Raw genomic sequence first — 19,479 nt, 5'->3', positions numbered from 1 at the left:
TTGAACTGATCTTACGCTTGCAAAAAATAGATGATGAGGTGTGCAAGGCGTAAACAGTATGATTCTCTGAGAATTCTTATATTTTCGAACAGGCCGTTAGGTCCTATTTCGCAAGTTACCCTTCCTTAACGGGGGTATTTTTTTTATATTGCCATAAAGATAAAAAAAATTGCGCTTCTAAAAATAAAGCGAATTAATTCTTGATCGGTAACTTTGTTCCAACCACAAAAAAGAACCTTCCTTATGTCATTAGCATCTTTGGATTCCAACGTACAAGCAAACATCAACCAGTGGTTGAATGGAAATTACGATGATGAGAGTAAACAATACATTCGTCAGTTAATTGAAGAAGAAAAATATACCGAACTAACGGATAGCTTTTACAAAGATTTGGAATTTGGTACCGGTGGAATTCGGGGCATCATGGGCGTAGGATCTAACCGTATCAACAAATACACCCTGGGCATGGCCACCCAGGGCCTGAGCAACTACCTGCTCCAACTCTACCCAGACCAACAAGTAAAAGTGGCGATTGCTCACGATTGTCGTAACGACTCCGATACTTTTGCTCGCCTGGTTGCAGAGGTCTTTTCAGCTAACGGCATTTACGTTTATTTCTTCAATGGTTTGCGGCCAACGCCGGAATTATCCTTCGCCATTCGGGAGCTAGGATGCCAGAGTGGTGTGATGATCACCGCTTCACACAACCCTAAGGAGTACAATGGCTACAAGGCTTATGGCGAAGACGGAGGCCAGCTCACCGAACCCCATGATGTGAACGTCATGGCCGAAGTGGAAAAAATTTCCAGTATTGATGAGATAAAATTTACTCCACAGGAAGAAAATATTGAGACCATAGGTAAAGCCATCGACGACAAATACCTGGCTGCTTTACTCCAACTTTCGATCTCGCGTGATGCCATCAAAAGGCAACACGATCTACCCATTGTGTTTTCGCCAATTCACGGAACAGGTGGCGTAATGGTGCCGCCGGCACTGAAACAGTTTGGATTTACCAATGTCCATCTGGTAGAAGAACAAATGGTGGTAGACGGTAATTTTCCCACCGTCATCTACCCCAACCCTGAAGAGCAGGAAGCACTCAATATGGCGATCAACCAGGCTAAAGCCAAAGGTGCCGAACTCGTAATGGCCACCGACCCGGATGCCGATCGCGTAGGCATTGCCGTTCGTAACGATGAAGGGGAATTTATTCTCCTTAACGGTAACCAAACAGCGGCCTTGCTCATCAATTACGTAATGACCGCCTGGGAAGAGAGCGGTAAACTGACGGGTAAAGAATACGTTATCAAAACGATTGTCACCTCTTATCTCATCGATAAGATGGCCGAATCTAAAGGTATCGAGTGTTTCAATACCCTTACCGGATTCAAGTGGATTGGAAAAATCATGACCGAGCTGCAAGGCAAGAAAACCTTCCTAGCGGGAGGGGAAGAAAGCTACGGCCTACTGGTAGGTGAGCACGCCCGTGACAAGGACGCTGTCGTCTCTTGCGCCATGATCGCCGAAATGGCCGCATTTTACAAGGATCAGGGGCGCAGTATCTACGATGCGCTGCTGGACATTTACGTAGAATACGGCTGCTACAAAGAAAAACTGATCTCGATCACCAAGAAGGGTAAAAGCGGTGCTGAAGAGATCGCAGCATTGATGGACAAATACCGCAAAGACCCGCCACTGGCACTGGGTGGTTCTCGTGTAGTGACCATCATGGACTATGAGAGCAGTACGGCCCGCCACCTTGCCGATGACACGACGGAACCTATCGATTTGCCGGGCTCCAACGTCTTACAATTCTTCACCGACGATGGCAGCATCATTTCTGCTCGTCCCTCGGGAACAGAACCAAAGATCAAATTTTACTGTAGTGTCAAAGCGCCATTGCACGACAAAGGCCAGTTCCCCATTGTAGAACAGGAACTGGATAGCAAGCTCGACAGTATTATGAAGGATTTGGGGGTTTAAAAAGGGTTGAAAAAGGGTTGGAAAGGTGTAAGGGTGTAAAGGTTGATGGTTGATGGTTGATGGTATCTGTAACGCTTACACCTTTACACCCACCCAACTTTTACACCTTAACTTCTACTTTGATAGATTTTTTTCATTTTTGACAATTTCTAATTCTGCAAGATTCCTACCAACATCAAGGGCAACGACGGCAACTCGTGACGGTGCTGCGCCAGAAGGGTATTCGTGACGAACGAGTACTGGCAGCTATTGGTCAGGTACCTCGGCATTTCTTTTTGGAGAAAGCTTTTGCAGAATGGGCCTACCAAGACAAACCCTTTCCCATTGGTTGCGAACAAACCATTTCCCAGCCTTATACCGTCGCTTTTCAAAGTAGTCTTCTTGAGGTAAACAAAAGAGACAAAGTACTGGAGATAGGCACAGGAAGTGGTTATCAAGCAGCTGTATTGGCCTTGTTGGGTGGCCGGGTGTTTAGCATTGAGAGGCACCGCCCCTTGCACCTGCAAGCAAAAAAAATGCTCCGCCTGCTTGGGCTTTCCGGAGTGCGTTGTTATCATCGTGATGGCTACAAGGGTTTGGCAGAGATGGCTCCTTTTCAGCGAATTTTAGTGACTGCAGGAGCACCAGAAGTGCCGAAAGCACTCAAAGAACAGCTTGCTATTGGTGGTATGCTGGTTATCCCAGTAGGTGACAAAGACCAAAGGATGCTGCGCATTATCCGCCATGGAGAAAACGAATGGGAAACAGAAGATCATGGCGATTTTCGTTTTGTACCTTTTCTGCCGGGGACGGCTTAGGGTGCGTTTTTTTTACCACATAGGTGTTTTTGAACCACATAAGGCACCTAAGGGCACCTAAGATTTTTTACTTTTTTACCACATAGGGGTGCGGGTGATTTTCTACATTTGTTGAACTCACCCTTACACGCTTCCAACACTTATACCTTTTATTCCGACTTCCTCCCTACACCTCAGGATCCCACTTCCAACTTTGGTGCGGGGCATAGACCTTGCGGTGTAACGTCTCTACGAGCCGACCTGCCATACGATGATGGACCGATCATCGCTGGCGCTTACGAAATAGGGGGTATCTGGTATCCACAATAACCGATTGACGCTGTTGACGTGGCCGCCGTCGCGCGCGGTATCCAGCGTTTTTAGCAAATTGTAGCTTGCAGTATCCCAGATACGAATCGTTTTGTCGCGGCTCGCCGAAAGCAGGTATTTCCCATCAGGGCTGGTAATTAGATGGTTGATGGTAAACCAATGAGCAGGTTGTTCCTTGACCAATGAGGTGGATTGCCCCGGTGGTTCAATTTTCCATACTTTTAGCTGAGCGTCGCGGCTACCACTAAAAAACGTACTGCTATCCTCAGGATGCTCCTCGAGGCAAAAGACAGAATTTTGATGCGCAGCACTCATTTTTTCCTTAATGGTAAACGCTTCCGCATTCAACCGATAAATATGGTGATCACTGCTCCCTACCAGCCATTCTGAAGCTGCTGACCGATACATGGCCGTGCGTAGTGCCTGGTTGCTCAGTTGCAAACTTTCATTGCTGGTTTGTCTTAAGGTATCCCAGCGGGTAATGATGCCATCCCCCCCCAGACTTATCAGTTCATCATTAGCGACGACCAAACCATAAGTGCCTTTGCGATGGTGCGCTACGTGCCGATTGGGGCGATCTTCAGAAAGATTGAGCCAATGCACTCCCCCATTCATATCCCCAGCAACCAAGGTGTTGGTCTCTGGTAAATAGGCCAAACTAAAAACCTGGGTATCTACCTTGGCCAGTAAACGCCCCATCAACTCCTCCCCTGGGCGAGAATCATTAAGCGACCATTCAACAATCCAGCCGTCGCCTGCTGCTGAAAGAAAAGTTCCCGGTCGAAGCCCTGGCACCAATGCGTAAATAGCAGCGTTGTGACCAGTCAATTGATGAACTTTATGAATATGAAGTGGAGGCATATTTTTTTGAGTAATTCCTTAGTAATTTGACGGAAGTGAATCCAGCAACTTTCTCTGGGGATTTTTGAAATTTTTCACACAACTTTCCTGCCTACTCGGCGAAAGGCAGGCAGGCTTTCAGTCAGTTGTTTAGAAAAATTTAAAAAATCGAAAGTTGCTTGACTTCTTTTTTCCCGTCCCTTAAGCGAAGAGTGGCCAATAACAAAGATAAACTTTGCTGGTAAGTCTAAAAAGGCACCTACCATTTGAAGCCTCATTAGAGGTATTACTTGTTAACCTTTGGAGGGCAGGATAGTTTTGATGGTAAGAGGATTTTCAGGGGGCGCAAGGTTATCCGCGGACCCTGGAGGGTCAACCCACCCAAGCCTCAGTCGCCGTTGACCATCCCCAAAACCATGGGGCATGGCCATAGTACTTTATGCACTCACCAGAGCGAGTGCCACGCAATATCCAAACTTATACCTCTGAATGCCCCAGGAAATGGGGGTAGTTACCTATGATGGGGAATAATTCTATAGCAAATATAAACAATAATGTATTAGGTGAAAAATAAAACAACAATTATTTTCTTCAATCCAACAACGAACGAGGATTCGTAAGTTGGAAGGCATCTGCAAGATTCCTTCCAACGGTGGGCAGCCCTCGCTAAGCGCGCAAAGCGGAGCCTGAAGCGCGGGGACGGGATTCTGATCTTCCATCGGAACAAGGACCAGGTGTAGAAGCTGCTCTGTGCCGAGGAACGAAGGCATGGCCCCAAGTCTAAAACAAAAAAGCTTACTCATCCCCCAATTGTCGCAGCAGCCATTCCTTTTCGGTGAGGGTAGTTTCGTGAAGAATTTTATCGCGCAGCTTGGTGCGTTGCAATTTGCTGCCCAACTGAGCTTTGAGCAATTGCCGGGTATACCGAATGAGGTTGCGGTAGTTGGTTCGATGATAGGTGATACCTTCTTTACGGCGCAGGTAATTCTGAAAAGCATCCAGATGGCTCTGCAACACTTCCCACTCCTCCAATTCAAAATAGATTTTCAGCAGCAAGGTCCGCGCGCCCAGATTGAGCAGTGGATCGTGGTAATTGGCTTGTTGCAGGAGGGGCAATGCTTCGTCGTAGCGCTGACCAGCGTAAGCGATTTTGGCACGATTGAAATGGTACATCCGATCTCGAAAGCGACGTTCCAGCTTGTTGGTCCATTCTTCGATAAAGGCTTCGGCCCAGGACAACTCCCCAATTTGCAGGGCAGTACTGACAATATTATGGTAAGTAAACCGAGACAGCACACCGTTGCGCAAGAGATAGCCCTGTTCCAATCCATTGCGGTAAAGTTCCATTACTTTAGGAAAATAATTCCGCTGACCTTCGTTGACTTGCCGCACTCCAAAATTGATGGCGAGCAAGTAAAGGTCGCGGGCCTCTTCCTCCGGAAAGAGTGCACTGTGCACAAAAAGGGTTTCAGTAAATTGTTGAAAAACGTCCTCATTGGTAGGCGACTTCAGTACTTGAAGGCCATAATAATAAAGCGATACAGCCGGCTCTCGGGTTAGGGCGTCCTCCCCCAACTGCTCGATATAACGATCGAGGGCAGTGGGTTCGTAGCCCCACTTGTAGAGTTGCTCGTGGTTGTAGAGCCACATGTTTTGGCGCAACTTCAAAGCCAAAAAGGCCTGATCGAAAGACTCACCGAGCATGGCAAAATCATCATTCTGCTCTGGTTGCCGCGAGAATGCCTGTCGGTATGCGGCCTCTTGGTGGCGATAATTACGCAGCCAATACTCAGCATTACGCAGAGGCTGCTTCTCCAAAATACGCTTCGACGCTTTTAGAAACCGTTCGTGCAATTGATTATCCGCACGAGACCTTAGCCGATTGGCCACTTTCATCTTTACCTCAAAATCATCCGCTAAGGTCAATTCTACCGCAACAAACTGTTCGGTGAGTTTCGAAAGGTAGCTCATGAGAAGGCGCATTTGCTGATCATCATATTTCTCTTTTCCGTACACCAAGTGCCAGAGCTCCTCTTTTGCAGGAGCAGCCTCGCTGGCGAGAGAAGGAGACAAGGCATGGAATAAGGCCATTACATCCTCGCGCTGATTGAAGTAGGGAGATTCCAAAAATCGCTTAAAAGCCGTCAATTCTCTTTTATTTAGCGAGGTCAATAGCTGAAACAGCTGCGAATCAAAAACACTTTCGCTAACAATAGCCATTATTTACATTTTTTTAACGCACACAATATCAATATTTTAAACATAAAAACTACAATAAATAACACTACAAATCTTGTTTTTTGTCTTTGTTATTCCCCTGCATTTCCTTCACTTTTGCATGGTAAGTTTTAATAATAGGTCAAAACACCTACCAATTAATTAATATCCCAGGACAAAAATTTGAACCATGAAAAGCAAAAACCAACTACTTACTTTTTTCTTCTTCTTACTTTTCAGCACCTCGATCCTGCAAGCACAGGATTGTGATAATGATGTTACTCCTCCTAATGTTATTTGTTTTTCCGACATCAATCTCATTGCTACGGAAGGCACGGGGATCACTTTTTCTACGACCGATATTGATGCCAACTCCTTTGACGATTGCGGGCCCGTTACACTGCGTTTGACCACCAGCGATGAAGATACCGGCGTTCCGCCTACCACCACTTCCGTGACCATCCCTCCCGTTATCGGCACTTACATCGTGGTCATGTACGCTATTGATCCCTCTGGCAACTGGAACAACTGTTTCAGTGAAGTCAATATCGTTGGTATTAATGATGGTAGTTGTGATGACGACAATGAGCCCCCAAGTATCTTTTGCATCACTGGACTAACCGCAGAGATCACCCCTGGCACAAATTTTGTCACCATCTTCGCACAGGATATTATCCAAAGTTTTACCGAAAACTGTGATCCTAATCCTAGCTTTAGTATCAACCTCATTACCCAAAGTACGGGTGCTCCTCAGGGGCAAACCTCCCTCAACTTCAATGTCGCCGCCGAATACCCCGTAGAAGTGTGGGCGGTAGATGAAGCGGGCAACGCCACCTCTTGCGAGACTTACGTCAATATCATCGGTGGCAATGGTGAATGCAACGATGACACCGTCCCGCCTGTCGTCATCTGCGAAAGCCAGCTGAGCTTTTATGCAGACCCGTTTGAAGACAATCTTATCTGGACCACTGACATCGACGAAGGTAGCTACGACTGGTGCAGCAATGTAGACCTTCGGATCGTGCTCTCCTCCGAATCTGATGGCAGCTTACCTTCCACCACTTCCGTCCTTATCCCCCCAGTTGTAGGTACCTACCCTGTAGAGCTTTGGGCAGTAGATGCTAGTGGCAACACAAATGTTTGCTACAGCGAAATTGTAGTAGACGGAATAATCACTCCAATCACCGGACAGGTATACATCGATGACAATGACAATTGTGACCTGGACGCTGGCGAAACCGGTCTCGGCGGTTGGCAGGTGCTTATCTCCAGTACCAACTCCAACCGTAGCAGTCTTGTCACGACCAACAACGACGGCATTTACTATGCTCCAATCAAATGGCCCGAAGCAGACCTTTCCAATATAGAAGTGCAACTCCTCCTCCCTGATGGCTTTTCGACGGGTTGTGTATCCAGCATTATTCTACCCACGATCACCGAACAGGTGACCACCGTTAATTTTGCGGCTTCACTCACCAATGACTGTACGTTTCTCACTGTTGATGTAGCTGCTCCCTTATTACGTCGCTGTTTCCCCAACCAAATTTATCTCAACTACGCCAACTACTCGAGTTTTGCCGCTGAAAATGCAGTCATCACCATCGAATTAGATCCGTTTCTCAGCCTCACAAACGCAACGGTTCCCTTCACCAACCTGGGCGATGGACAATACGAATTCGACCTGGGTACCATTCCGGCAGCAAGCGCAGGCTCCATCACCCTTACTGCCACGCTTAGCTGCGAAGCACAGCTAGGTGCCACCCACTGCGTGCAAGCTACCATCCAGCCATTCACCTGCATCCCTGCTTCCAGCTTTGCCGAGCTATCCGTTACAGGCGAGTGCGACCCCGGCACCGGACAGGTCAATTTCACCATCGCTAATACGGGCAACAGTGATATGACTACCGCCCAAAACTACCGGATCGTGGAAGATGTCATCATGTACATGAACCAGAATCCTGTTCAACTAAACGCCGGCCAAAGCGAAGCAATCAGTTTCCCTGCGAATGGAGCGACCTGGCGACTCGAAATCGAGCAGGACGACAGCTACCCCTTTGGTGGTATTGCTGCCGCTTTTGTGGAGGGTTGTGGCGGATTCACGCCTGGTATTGCCACCCAATTTCTGCTGGAAAACACCAAGCCTAATATCGACCAACTTTGTATCGAAAACATCGGCTCCTGGGATCCCAACGACAAGCAAGCCCTCCCCCGTGGCTACGGTGAGCAGCACTTCATAGAGGCCAATTCACCGCTAGAGTACCTCATTCGCTTCCAGAACACCGGCACGGATACTGCTTTTAATATCCGTATCGAAGACCAACTTAGCGAACACCTCGACATCAGCAGCTTGGTACCCGGCGCATCCAGCCACCCCTACCGTATGGAGCTCAAAGAAGATGGTCAGTTGCTCTTTCATTTCGACGACATCCTGCTGCCCGATAGCACTACCAACTTCGAAGCCTCCAATGGTTTTGTCCAGTTCGCTATTCGCCAGCTTCCTGATAACCCTATTGGCACCATCATTGAAAACACCGCCGACATTTACTTCGATTTCAACGAGGCCGTCGTCACTAATACTGTCACCCACACCATCGGCGAAGACTTCATCCTCGTGTCCACCCAGGATGTCCTAGTACCCGGCCTCACCCTTAACGTAGCTCCTAACCCCCTACATTCCTCCAGTTTAATTACCCTGCAAGGGCTCGACCTCAATGATGGCCAATGCCTGATTTACGACACCCAAGGTCGCCTCCTTAGTCGGCACGCCTTCAGCGGACAGCAGCTCATACTCCAACGCGATGGCTTCCCCAACAGCGGCCTCTACTTCTTCCGTCTCTTCGACGGATCACGTCCCCTTGCTCAGGGTAAACTGATCGTAAAATAATGTGACCAATTAAACCCCATTGACATTTGTTCGCGCTTTATCGTCATACATCCTAATTTCCAAATTTGCAGCAGCCTCATCCATTTCGGGTGGGGCTGTTTATTTTGGCATCACCGCCACCCGTTGCCGGGGGCGGCCTATAATATCCTCGCTGTGCTGCGGGTATTCCGCTCCTATCCCTTGCTGTTACGTGCCTACTGGCCCGTCGCGCTCAATTTGGGGATGTGGGCATTTGGGGATATGGAGACGCGATGCATCACGTCTCTACCTATCATCAAAATGAACCTTCCGGGGGGAATTATTGTACCATAAAATACGTCTGCAAACGTTTCGGGATGTTTCCAAAAACGGTGGTATTCAGACACGATGCATCAAAATATTGAAAATTTGCGAAAATTTGCCATCTCTGATATTCATGGTTGCCGCCTCACCTTCGAGGCCTTGATCACCAAAATTGGGCTTACGCCTGATGATGAACTCTACCTTCTGGGCGACTATATTGATCGCGGCCCCGACAGCAAAGGGGTCATCGACTTTATCTGGCATCTTCAAGCTTCTGGCTATCCGGTTTACTGTCTCCGCGGTAACCACGAACAGATGTTGATAGATTTATGCAATGACCTCCCCTCCTATTACGATCGTGGTGACCACAACCTCCTGGCCAGCTTTGGACTAACCCACGCTAAAGATATTCCCCAAAAATACCTCGCATGGATGGATCAACTCGACTACTACTTTGAAGTCGATGAATACCTGCTCGTACACGCTGGCCTCAACTTCAACACCACCAACCCACTTAGCGACCAACACGCCATGCTCTGGCTCCGCAATTGGCGCGCTGATATCGACCGGCAATGGCTCAACGGTCGCATCGTTGTGCACGGGCACACGCCCATCAAAACAGAGAACATCCGTCTTTATCTTCAGGCCGCCGAAACCACACCAGACATCTTCATCGACAACGGCTGCGCCTTCACCCATATCGATGGCCTGGGAAAACTCTGTGCACTGGAATTGACGGAACGAAAGCTAACCTTTCAGAATTTTATTGGCTAAGACTACCCTGCTGCCATCGCCCACACCAGCATGTACCCCGCCTCAGAGCGCTCGTAGAAAACATCAAAACACAGCTCCTCCCCATCTTTGACCACCTTGCCCGTCGTATGCCCTTTGGCAGCTTCATAAAGGAAAGGTTCCACTTTGATGTGCTCAATGAAATCGAGCTGCCTGCGGCCGTAGGCTTTGTACAGTGCTTCTTTAGCTCCCCAGTAAAAATGTAGCTGATCCAATTGCGTCTCCGCACAAATACTTTCCGCCTCGGCAGGACATAAAAACTTGTGCGCCAAGCGCGTAATCTTGGGTACAATGAACTGAATATCCACCCCACAAAGCACGGGTGCAGCTATGGCCGCTGCCAGACCATGAGAATGCGAGATGGAGATATGCCAATCCGAACCCTCCAGGCGCGGTTTGCCGTGCTCATCCTTCACAAAAGCGGCACGCTTGGTACGCCCCGACATCTGGTGCACCAACTGGCGGGCAGCCAGCCATTCCACCCGGCGGCGTCCTTTTAGTTCACTCAGTTGGCGTAGCTCCGGTGGGTACAGCAACAATGTTTCCATAAACCAATGCTCGGATTCATTGATCTGCCAAATACCGAGTTCGGCTTCAGGAATTAAAATATCATGACGAATTAATGGCATGGAGTAAAGGTAAATGTTTTTGCTCAAGGCTGTTAATATTCGCCTTTCTTAGAATAGCACCTCTGATCAAGCGTCTATTTTAAAAACTAAACGATTATGCGCCTCCTCATCTTAATCACCTTTATCCCAATCCTGCTAGCAAGCCAAACAGACAGTACTGCTTCAAAAACAGACTTTTGGCATCGATATCGTCCTCGTATTGGCGTTGTTCGCGCTACGGATAGCGCTGCTAAAATGCCCTACACGGTGCGGGGAAACTTCTTTATTGGTGTTCCACAAAGAGTTCCGGTTTATGACTACACCTTCGGTTGGCAGCCTTGGGAAAGGCTACCATTCCTCCGTGCTCAAGTTCAACTTGGTTACTACGAAACCATTTTTGACGAAATGCTCCCTGATATTTATCGCCCCGGATTCCCTATGGACTACATTGTACAATACGCCTTTGAGGAGTACATAGAATACAACAATTGGCAGTTTGGAACTGGCATAGTAGCCGAACCTCTTAGTTCTCGGGCGATATCTCCGTTCTGTAGTGCCCATTTGCTTCTCGCTATTCCCACTAAAATCCACTATCAATTCTCCCAAAGCAGGAGTGAAGAAAATGTCCCAAACAATCGAGAGATTAGAGGAGGTGCCCGTATCAGCCCTGGCTGGAAAGTAAGCGCTGGCATCCGCGTAATCATCCGTCGGCATCTATGTCTTAATCTTGGGGGTTATTATCTGGACCAAAGGGTACTGGTCAACTGGCCAGACCTAGCAGGACGCAACCCCCAAGGTAGCATATTGCATTTTCAAAACACAGGCTTACAGATCGGTGCACTACTGGGCTGGTAAGAATGGTTTTTTACTATTCTTTTCCTTATTTTAGCACATACTCTCCAAATCTAATCGTCATTATGCGCTTACTTCTCTTCATTTGCTTACTTCCCTGGGTACTGCCAGCTCAACAGGTAGCTCCTGACCCCACACCACAAAATTTTCTCCAGCGAAATAACATCCAGATGGGTATTTTCACTCAGCGGGATGCCTCTTCTTACGAAACCTACACCTTCAGGGCGGCGGATCTTATCCCTAAACTTCGCCGCAAAGGGCTCTTTGGAATAGCGGTTTCCAGTCAGCCGTTTAAAAAACTCACCTTTTTACAGCTGCAACTTCGCTTTGGCTACGAGCACATAATACATACTGGGAATAATCAGGATTTAGGCGACAATCGATTCGGGAAGAACTTTACCGAACAGATCAGTTACAACCACTGGCAAATCGCCCCTGGCTTTCAGTTGGAGATAATGCCATCCTATAAATGCTCTCCTTTTGTCGGCGCACGTTATTTGTTGGTATTTCCTGGTGATCTGAGCTATGTCGTTCGGCGAGACTATAATCCTAATTTCGATGTTCCCGTTTATACCGAACTAAATGGTGGAGGAAAATTAAGCCAGGGTTGGGAAATCAATACCGGCTTACGCTGGCACATCGCACAACACTGGCACCTTGAGTTAGGTATCTACTACTCCGAGCTAGACATCCGCATGAATTGGCCAGAATTACCCAGCAGAGGGTTTTCAGGAAACAAACTATTTACACAGGAAACCATCGGATTCATGCTCGCTACACAATATCGTTGGTAATAAAGGGTACTACCAACCCTTTTTAATTTTATGGTTGTCTAGACAATTGAACAGTTCAAGGCCATAGATTCCGGTTGCCTGCAAGGAGAACAACAAGCCGATGGAAGCTGGTTTATCCAAGGCAACTTAAATGTCACGTATGGTTTTGGTCTTCTCCAAGTGAAATTAGAGGCGCAATTTGTAAAATAAGTGTGGCTTCACTTCGAGGATTTGAGCGTACAATACAGCTGGTAATACTATCTTTGCAGCGCTTCATTAAAACGCTTCCATTTGACACCCGCTGCTATTACTGCTGAACTCCAGGAACTCCAAAAATTACTGGCCTTGGAAAAGGCTGCTGACTTGGAATACCACCGGCAGAAAATCCAAAGTTTACCCCTTGATCAGCGCGTCAAAGAAGGTTACTCCTGGTACGGTGGCATCACGGTTACCAAATCGGGTTACACAATTGGCAATCGAGCCTACGTCATCCTTGAGCGGTCGCTACCTCATACGCCTGACCAGTTCCGCGCAGGCAAGACTGTAAGTTTATTCACAAAACAACCCGCCGTTCATAAACCCGAGCAAAGCGGCATCATACAATTCACTGATCGGGCACGGATGAAAATCGTCCTCAATTCTTCCGACTTGCCGGAATGGTTGGGCATGGGCCTCATCGGGGTGGATCTGCTGTTTGATGACCGTACTTACCGGGAAATGGAAAAGGCCCTCAAGTACGTCATCGAAGCACGGGGAAACAGGCTCGCCGAATTGCGCGATGTGATCCTGGGACGTACCCAAGCGCAGTACCGTGAAGTCAATGAATTTCTGCGCAGTGAGCAACTCAATGACTCTCAAAATGCCGCACTAAGAGACGTCATTGGCTCCTATGAGCTTACGGTCGTTCATGGCCCTCCGGGTACTGGCAAGACGACCACCTTAGTTCAAGTCGTCAAACAATTGCTTCAGGCGGAAGCCACCGTACTGGTAACGGCACCCAGCAATACGGCCGTTGATTTACTTACCGAACGCCTCGCCAAAGAAGGACTCAATGTACTCCGTATCGGCAACCTTAGCCGAGTCGATGAAGAGGTACTCCGGCAAACGCTTGATTACCAAATCGCCCACCATCCGGATAGTAAACAGATCAAAAAACTGAAAGTAGAAGCCGCTGAGTTGCGCCGTAAAGCCAAGCAATTCAAGCGAAAATTCGGCGCAGAGGAACGCCAAAATCGAGGACAAATGTTCAAGGAAGCTGGTGAAATCAGCGGTTGGGCAAATCAACTGGAACAGCGCCTCCTGGACAATCTCATCGATGGCGCTCAGGTCATCACCTGTACCCTCGTTGGCGCGGCCAATAGCGTACTAGGCAACCGCACCTACCGCACCGTGGTCATTGATGAAGCCGCTCAAGCACTGGAACCCGCTACCTGGATTCCCATCATTAAAGGCGCCAGGGTCGTACTCACCGGTGACCCCTACCAGTTGCCGCCAACGATCAAAAGTCACGAAGCAAGGCGTGGCGGATTGGAGGTCACCCTCATTGAAAAAGCCCTCCAAAGACAAGCCCATACCAGCCTGCTGCGTACGCAATACAGGATGCATGAAACCATCATGAATTTCTCTAATCAGCAATTTTATGACGGACAGCTACTCGCAGCTCCACAGGTAGCACAACAAACGCTGACGAAAGATTTCGAAACACCCGTCGTCTTCATCGACACCGCGGGCACTGATTTTCAGGAACAAACCCAGCAGGCTTACCAAAGCCGTTACAATGAAGGGGAATTTCAAATTCTCTGCGAACACCTCTACGCACTATTGGAGCACTGCTATACCCACGAAATACTACCCTTGCCCAGTATCGCACTCATCTCTCCTTACCGTGAGCAAGTCATGATGATGAAAAAAGCGGTGAAAGAAGATGAACGGCTAGCTGATGTCCCCATTACCATTAATACCATCGACGGTTTTCAAGGGCAGGAGCGGGATGTTGTTTACATCAGCCTGGTGCGATCCAACGCAAAAACGGACATTGGCTTTCTCAAAGACTATCGCCGTATGAATGTGGCCATGACAAGAGCACGCCACAAGCTAGTCATCGTTGGCGACAGTGCTACTATCGGCAACGATGACTTCTATGCTGCTTTTCTGGAATATTGCGAAACGCACGGCACCTACCGTACCGCTTGGGAATTTATGGCTTAGAGCATGTTTGGAGCGGATTACTTTTGAAAATCAATGATTTGGCGTTCTGGCTAAACTCAAAATCACGCGCTTGGCGGGTCAAGTAAGTGATTTTGAGTGACGCCAGGTTGCTAAATGCTTGGTTTTCGATGCAAGCAAGCTCCAAACATGCTCTTAGCGCTTTTCCAGGATGAACAAATCCTTGCGGCGATCCTTCAGGTTTTTCACGCTACCAAATTGGTTGAGTTCGCGTAACAGGTCAAGGTCAACATCCGCCAATAGAATCATCTCTGTATTGGGTGTCGCTTCGGCTTTGATCCCGTTGGAAGGGAAAGCAAAATCACAAGGCGTGAAAACCATCGACTGTGCATATTGAATGTCCATATTGTGCACCTTGGGTAGGTTACCTACACTTCCGGCAATGGCCACGTAGCATTCGTTCTCGATAGCCCGGGCCTGGGCGCAATTACGTACCCGCGAGTAACCGTTTTGGGTATCGGTCAGGAAAGGAACAAAAAGAATGTCCATTCCTTCGTCCGCCAGTAGGCGGCTCAATTCTGGAAATTCAGAATCATAACAAATCAGAATGCCTATTTTACCACAATCGGTATCGAAAGTTTTCAGAACTTCACCCCCCTGCATCCCCCACACTTTGGCTTCATCAGGTGTGACGTGGAGTTTTTCGTAACGCTCTACCGTTCCATCCCGGCGGCACAGGTAACCTACATTGTAGAGTAGGTCATCGCGTACTTCCGGCATACTCCCGGTGATAATATTGATATTGTAGGAGATCGCCAATTCTGAAAACTGTTTCACGATGGGCTCCGTGTGTGTGGCCAACTCACGAATAGCATCAGGTTCAGAAAGGTGATTGTTTTCTGCCATCAGCGGCGCATTGAAAAACTCGGGAAACAGCGCAAAATCTGCCCGGTAAGTGGTCAAGGCGTCAATAAAAAATTCGGCTTGCTCCATCAACTCCGTACGGTTGCGGTAGCGACGCATCTGCCATTGCACCAAACCCAGTCGGACCACCGTTTTTTGAGACGATGCTTTATCTCTGGGTTTTTCGTAATAGATATTATCCCATTCCATCAAGACGGCAAACTCCCCACTACGATGATCGCCCTTCAAATAACCTTTCAGGATTTTAGCAGGATGGAAATCATTGGCAATCTGAAAATTAAGAACTGGATCATTGATTTCTTTACGCTTGACACTAGCAATGTACTCTTTGGGAGAGAGCTTATCGGAATGCTTATGGTAATTGGGCATCCGCCCACCGAAAGCAATGCCTTTCAGGTTCAGGCGCTCGCACAATTCTTTGCGATAATCGTACAAACGACGCCCTAAACGCAAACCCCGGAATTCTGGCTTGATAAATACATCAATTCCGTAGAGGCGATCTCCGTTGGGATCGTGGGTAGTAAAAGTAGAATTCGCGGTGACATCAGCGTAGGTATGGTGGTCTTCGTACTTCTTATAATCCAGGATTATCGACAAGGCACAGCCAGCTAGCTGACCATTGATTTTTATTACGACCTGTCCTTCAGGAAAAAGGTTGATCAAACGTGCCAATTGTTCTTCGTGCCAATAACTATTTTCCAGGGAACTGTAGGCTTCGATCATCGCCTCCTTCAACTCCTGGTAATCATCAAGATTAAGGAACTGTAATTCAATATTCTCAATCTCTGTGCTCATCTCTATTGTTGTAATATAAGGTAATCAATTAAGTCTTGAAACAGGCTCCAAAGGTAGATTGTTCTGAATATAAAGAATACTATATTTTCCCAATCAAACGGATCACCGTACTTTTACCCAAATTTTTTATATGAGCATAGAGAAAAGCCCTATTGTCCGCCAGCAAGAGGAAAAAATCGCCGAATTAGAGGCACAGATCAAGAAGAAGAACACCACGATCAAGTCACTGAAAACCCGGCTTGACAATATGCGCGAACGCATTGATGAACTCCAGCGGAAAGCCAGGAATTCCTTCGCGAGTGCAAAGGAAAAGATGCAAGCGCGTACAGAGAAGATCATAGCTATTCTTGCGCGCCTGCAAAAAGACAAGCGGTTTTCAAAAGCTGATCGGGCACAATTCAAAGAGATGCACCAGGACATTCATGGCATGGTGGAAGAAACGCAGCCTTTTAATGATCCTGAGTTCGACTTCGGCCCTGGTTTCGAAGAAGATAGAGCGAAAAATTTTGATCCTTTCGCCGAATTCCAGGTAGCTCCCGAGCCCGAAGTGCAACAGGATTTGCGTAAACTCTACCTCAAACTATCCAAAAGGTTTCATCCCGACCGTGCTCAAGGGGCTAAGGAACAACAGCTTTTTCATGATATTCAGCAAGAGATCGTAAGGCTTTATCAAGCCCACGACCTCCAGGGATTGATGAATATGGCCATGCAGTACGACCTCAACCTCCTGGATTTTAGCGAAAGCGAAACCGATGTTCTGGAACAAAAAATCCAATTTCTCACCCAACAACTTAGCGGCCTGGAGCAACAACAGGAACGCCTCAGCGAGGAAATAAAGAATTTGCGGAACAGCCCCTTAGGGCAGATGCTCACCGATGTGGATAGTTTCGCCAGAGATGGTGTAGACATCACCGACGCAGCAACCATGACCGGCGGCTCGATCGATGAAATGGAAACTTACCTTGAGGCACTGGAAGAAGTGGAGCGCACCGCCAGTATGGAGCCGCTGATCTATCATCAAAACTCCATGACTGATATTGATGATTTAATGGCTGAGTTGTTATTTGGTGATGATGATAATGATGATGATTACTATGATGATGATTATGACATTGATGATTTCTCTCCACTTGAAGAAGCCACAGACCCTGACTTCCCGGTAGGCTCCTGGGTAAAATTTGAAGCCTTTGCCGATAATCCAAACAAACCCCTTACCGTAACAGGGGAAGTAACCGCCGCTTTGTACCATCCTGAAGGCGTGGAGATCTACGATATTGCAGCAGATACCAATACCCTCCAGAAATTGCCTCCTAACTTCATTAAAAAGATGCTGGAATTGGATTCTCTGGGGCGTTTCAAAAGTGTGCCGGGTATCATGATCTCTTCTACTAAAAAGCCCTCTAAAGAAAAAATTGCGGCGCGTTATGAGGCACTCTATGGCATATACCGGCAGTACGCCTTTAACGATTTAACGGCCAAACAACGTAAGCGCATCTTTAATATCCTGGATGCTGATCCTAAAAAGCAGGACCCTGAGAATTGGTGGGATCATCTCCAAACAGAGCTATCCTTCCCTTTTGTAGCAGAGGTTTTTGAAGAGGATGAAATATTAACCGCAGAGGTCGATGAGGAGGAATGGGGAGACGATTTTTCCGGAGAAATCAGCGTAGAGGTAGTAGGATTTACAGATTCCGCTTCACCAACGAGCCCTAATGTATTAACCATTGATAAGTACCGTAAAGAAAGAATTTTTTCACTCCTAGACCTGGAATGCGCAAATAAAAAAACCAACGAGCTATTGCTTGATTATCACCACTGGGCCGATGTTTATTACCCCACCTTTGCAGAGTGAGCTATAAACCAAAACGTTCGGCGGCTTCTTGCTCCAGTCGTTCCCGGTGATCCGGGTGCGCAATAGAGATCAGTGCTTTGGCGCGTTGCAACAGGTTTTTGCCAAAAAGATCCACCACCCCGTATTCCGTAACCACGTAATGAACGTGGGCCCGGGTGGTCGTTACACCAGCCCCTGGCTGTAAAAAAGCAGCAATCTTGGAAAGGCCCTTGTTGGTGGTGGAAGGCATCGCTATAATGGCTTTTCCTCCTTCAGAAAGGGTGGCACCTCGCATGAAGTCCATCTGACCACCCACCCCAGAGAATTGGTATTTGCCTATGGTGTCAGCACACACTTGGCCGGTAAGGTCAATTTCGATGGCACTATTGATGGCGGTCACTTTGGGGTTGGCTCTGATCAGGGCCGTGTCGTTGGTGAAAGCAGCCTCCTTGAAGTCTACAAAAGGATTGTCATCCACAAAATCATAGAGTTTCTGTGACCCCACCGCAAAACAGGTCACAATTTTCCCTTTCTTAATTTTTTTCTCCTCACCGGTCACTACCCCGCGTTCAATCAATGGCAGCAGGCCATCGGAAAACATCTCAGTGTGTACGCCAAGCCGTTGGTGATTGGTAAGGTTGAGCAATACCGCATTGGGGATATTTCCAATTCCCATTTGCAAGGTTGCACCGTTTTCAATCAAACCTGCCACATAATATCCTATCTTCTTCTCTACCGTCGTCATAGGGCGTTCTTCGTGTAGCATTATGGGCCGGTCTACCATGATTGCCTGGTCGATTTCACTGATATGGATGATCCCATCACCATGGGTACGAGGCACCTGAGGGTTGATTTGCGCAATGACTTTTTTAGCGGTCTGTACGGCTGGCAGTGCAATATCGACAGATGTCCCCAAGGAACAATAGCCATGCTGATCGGGTGGTGACACCTGGATCAATGCTACATCTAGTGGAAGAATATTGCGCCGAAAAAGCAAATGTATTTCACTGAGGAATACCGGAATGTAGTCGCCACTACGGGTGTTTACTGCTTTGCGGACATTGCCCCCAACGAAGCAACTGTTGGTCAGAAAAGATTCGTTGTAAGGAGCTTCTGCGTATTTGGCTACACCTTCGGTATGAATATGGATAAATTCGACATGCTTCAATTCCTGGTAACGATCACACAAGGCGTCGACCAGCTCCGTAGGCGTCATGGCTGTACCTTGGATAAAGACGCGATCACCAGACTTGATGAAACTGACGGCATCAGCAGCCGTAGTAATATGGAGCGCTGAGGAGTTGGACATGAGTGTGTTTGTTTTGTTTCTTCCACGAAGGTAAAACACGCGTGTTCGCTCCTCAGCGATGAAATTCAAGCCCTAGCAATGATTAATATCACCGACTATTTAGTAATTTGACGG

General features: G+C 47.7%; 13 protein-coding genes. 8 read left to right on the top strand and 5 right to left on the bottom strand.

From position 1 onward, the window contains the following. Window positions 1-243: 243 nt before the first annotated feature. Both AB0L18_RS16405 and AB0L18_RS16400 read left to right on the top strand, forming a co-directional pair. The gene (locus AB0L18_RS16405; protein WP_367388387.1) at window positions 244-1,986 is read left to right on the top strand and encodes a phospho-sugar mutase; all 1,743 of its coding nucleotides are present in this window, start codon (window positions 244-246) and stop codon (window positions 1,984-1,986) included. A 155-nt stretch (window positions 1,987-2,141) separates the two neighbouring features. After that, the gene (locus AB0L18_RS16400; RefSeq protein WP_367393160.1) at window positions 2,142-2,783 is read left to right on the top strand and encodes a protein-L-isoaspartate(D-aspartate) O-methyltransferase; all 642 of its coding nucleotides are present in this window, start codon (window positions 2,142-2,144) and stop codon (window positions 2,781-2,783) included. Between the two features lie 228 nt (window positions 2,784-3,011). Here the strand turns inward: AB0L18_RS16400 and AB0L18_RS16395 are convergent, their stop codons facing one another. Both AB0L18_RS16395 and AB0L18_RS16390 read right to left on the bottom strand, forming a co-directional pair. Beyond that, on the bottom strand, window positions 3,012-3,953 hold the full coding sequence (locus AB0L18_RS16395; protein WP_367388386.1) for a WD40 repeat domain-containing protein: 942 nt from the start codon (window positions 3,951-3,953) through the stop codon (window positions 3,012-3,014). 774 nt (window positions 3,954-4,727) lie between these two features. Beyond that, window positions 4,728-6,152 carry a hypothetical protein gene (locus AB0L18_RS16390; protein WP_367388385.1) on the bottom strand — a complete coding sequence of 475 codons (1,425 nt, stop codon included), beginning with the start codon at window positions 6,150-6,152 and terminating at the stop codon, window positions 4,728-4,730. Window positions 6,153-6,339: 187 nt separating this feature from the next. Here AB0L18_RS16390 and AB0L18_RS16385 point away from each other — a divergent pair, with 187 nt between their 5' ends. Next, the gene (locus tag AB0L18_RS16385; RefSeq protein ID WP_367388384.1) at window positions 6,340-9,033 is read left to right on the top strand and encodes a T9SS type A sorting domain-containing protein; all 2,694 of its coding nucleotides are present in this window, start codon (window positions 6,340-6,342) and stop codon (window positions 9,031-9,033) included. A 387-nt stretch (window positions 9,034-9,420) separates the two neighbouring features. Next, entirely contained in the window at window positions 9,421-10,089 is a 669-nt protein-coding gene (locus AB0L18_RS16380) for a metallophosphoesterase family protein (protein WP_367388383.1), read from the top strand. Window positions 10,090-10,091: 2 nt separating this feature from the next. Here AB0L18_RS16380 and AB0L18_RS16375 read toward each other — a convergent pair whose 3' ends face one another. Further along, a complete protein-coding gene (locus AB0L18_RS16375; protein ID WP_367388382.1) occupies window positions 10,092-10,736 on the bottom strand; it encodes a 4'-phosphopantetheinyl transferase superfamily protein in 645 nt (214 codons plus the stop codon). Between the two features lie 96 nt (window positions 10,737-10,832). Between AB0L18_RS16375 and AB0L18_RS16370 the strand changes: the two genes are divergently transcribed. From AB0L18_RS16370 to AB0L18_RS16360, 3 genes are all read left to right on the top strand, one after another. After that, entirely contained in the window at window positions 10,833-11,570 is a 738-nt protein-coding gene (locus AB0L18_RS16370; RefSeq protein WP_367388381.1) for a hypothetical protein, read from the top strand. Between the two features lie 62 nt (window positions 11,571-11,632). Beyond that, entirely contained in the window at window positions 11,633-12,361 is a 729-nt protein-coding gene (locus AB0L18_RS16365; RefSeq protein WP_367388380.1) for a hypothetical protein, read from the top strand. Between the two features lie 270 nt (window positions 12,362-12,631). Beyond that, window positions 12,632-14,548 (top strand): AAA domain-containing protein, encoded by a 1,917-nt coding sequence (locus AB0L18_RS16360; RefSeq protein ID WP_367388379.1) that lies wholly within the window; start codon window positions 12,632-12,634, stop codon window positions 14,546-14,548. A 153-nt stretch (window positions 14,549-14,701) separates the two neighbouring features. Here the strand turns inward: AB0L18_RS16360 and AB0L18_RS16355 are convergent, their stop codons facing one another. Then, window positions 14,702-16,225 (bottom strand): bifunctional GNAT family N-acetyltransferase/carbon-nitrogen hydrolase family protein, encoded by a 1,524-nt coding sequence (locus AB0L18_RS16355; RefSeq protein WP_367388378.1) that lies wholly within the window; start codon window positions 16,223-16,225, stop codon window positions 14,702-14,704. A 130-nt stretch (window positions 16,226-16,355) separates the two neighbouring features. On the opposite strand from AB0L18_RS16355, the gene AB0L18_RS16350 reads away from it, so the two are divergent. Then, window positions 16,356-18,077, top strand: a complete 1,722-nt coding sequence (locus AB0L18_RS16350) for a calcium-binding protein (protein WP_367388377.1) — start codon at window positions 16,356-16,358, stop codon at window positions 18,075-18,077. A 1-nt stretch (window position 18,078) separates the two neighbouring features. Here AB0L18_RS16350 and AB0L18_RS16345 read toward each other — a convergent pair whose 3' ends face one another. Further along, complete coding sequence (locus AB0L18_RS16345; protein WP_367388376.1) at window positions 18,079-19,365, bottom strand: acetyl-CoA hydrolase/transferase family protein; 1,287 nt, start codon at window positions 19,363-19,365, stop codon at window positions 18,079-18,081. Window positions 19,366-19,479 lie beyond the last annotated feature (114 nt).

This window comes from Lewinella sp. LCG006 (assembly GCF_040784935.1).
Lineage (GTDB): Bacteria > Bacteroidota > Bacteroidia > Chitinophagales > Saprospiraceae > Lewinella.
Note: the sequence above shows the minus strand (reverse complement) of the source record. Positions and strands in the feature narration are given on the sequence as shown.

Bases quoted from the DNA above. Each gene is read 5' to 3' on its own strand.
- AB0L18_RS16375 (WP_367388382.1), bottom strand. From the start codon at position 10,736: ATGCCATTAATTCGTCATGATATTTTAATTCCTGAAGCCGAACTCGGT.
- AB0L18_RS16405 (WP_367388387.1), top strand. From the start codon at position 244: ATGTCATTAGCATCTTTGGATTCCAACGTACAAGCAAACATCAACCAG.
- AB0L18_RS16395 (WP_367388386.1), bottom strand. From the start codon at position 3,953: ATGCCTCCACTTCATATTCATAAAGTTCATCAATTGACTGGTCACAAC.
- AB0L18_RS16345 (WP_367388376.1), bottom strand. From the start codon at position 19,365: ATGTCCAACTCCTCAGCGCTCCATATTACTACGGCTGCTGATGCCGTC.
- AB0L18_RS16365 (WP_367388380.1), top strand. From the start codon at position 11,633: ATGCGCTTACTTCTCTTCATTTGCTTACTTCCCTGGGTACTGCCAGCT.
- AB0L18_RS16390 (WP_367388385.1), bottom strand. From the start codon at position 6,152: ATGGCTATTGTTAGCGAAAGTGTTTTTGATTCGCAGCTGTTTCAGCTA.
- AB0L18_RS16350 (WP_367388377.1), top strand. From the start codon at position 16,356: ATGAGCATAGAGAAAAGCCCTATTGTCCGCCAGCAAGAGGAAAAAATC.
- AB0L18_RS16385 (WP_367388384.1), top strand. From the start codon at position 6,340: ATGAAAAGCAAAAACCAACTACTTACTTTTTTCTTCTTCTTACTTTTC.
- AB0L18_RS16370 (WP_367388381.1), top strand. From the start codon at position 10,833: ATGCGCCTCCTCATCTTAATCACCTTTATCCCAATCCTGCTAGCAAGC.
- AB0L18_RS16355 (WP_367388378.1), bottom strand. From the start codon at position 16,225: ATGAGCACAGAGATTGAGAATATTGAATTACAGTTCCTTAATCTTGAT.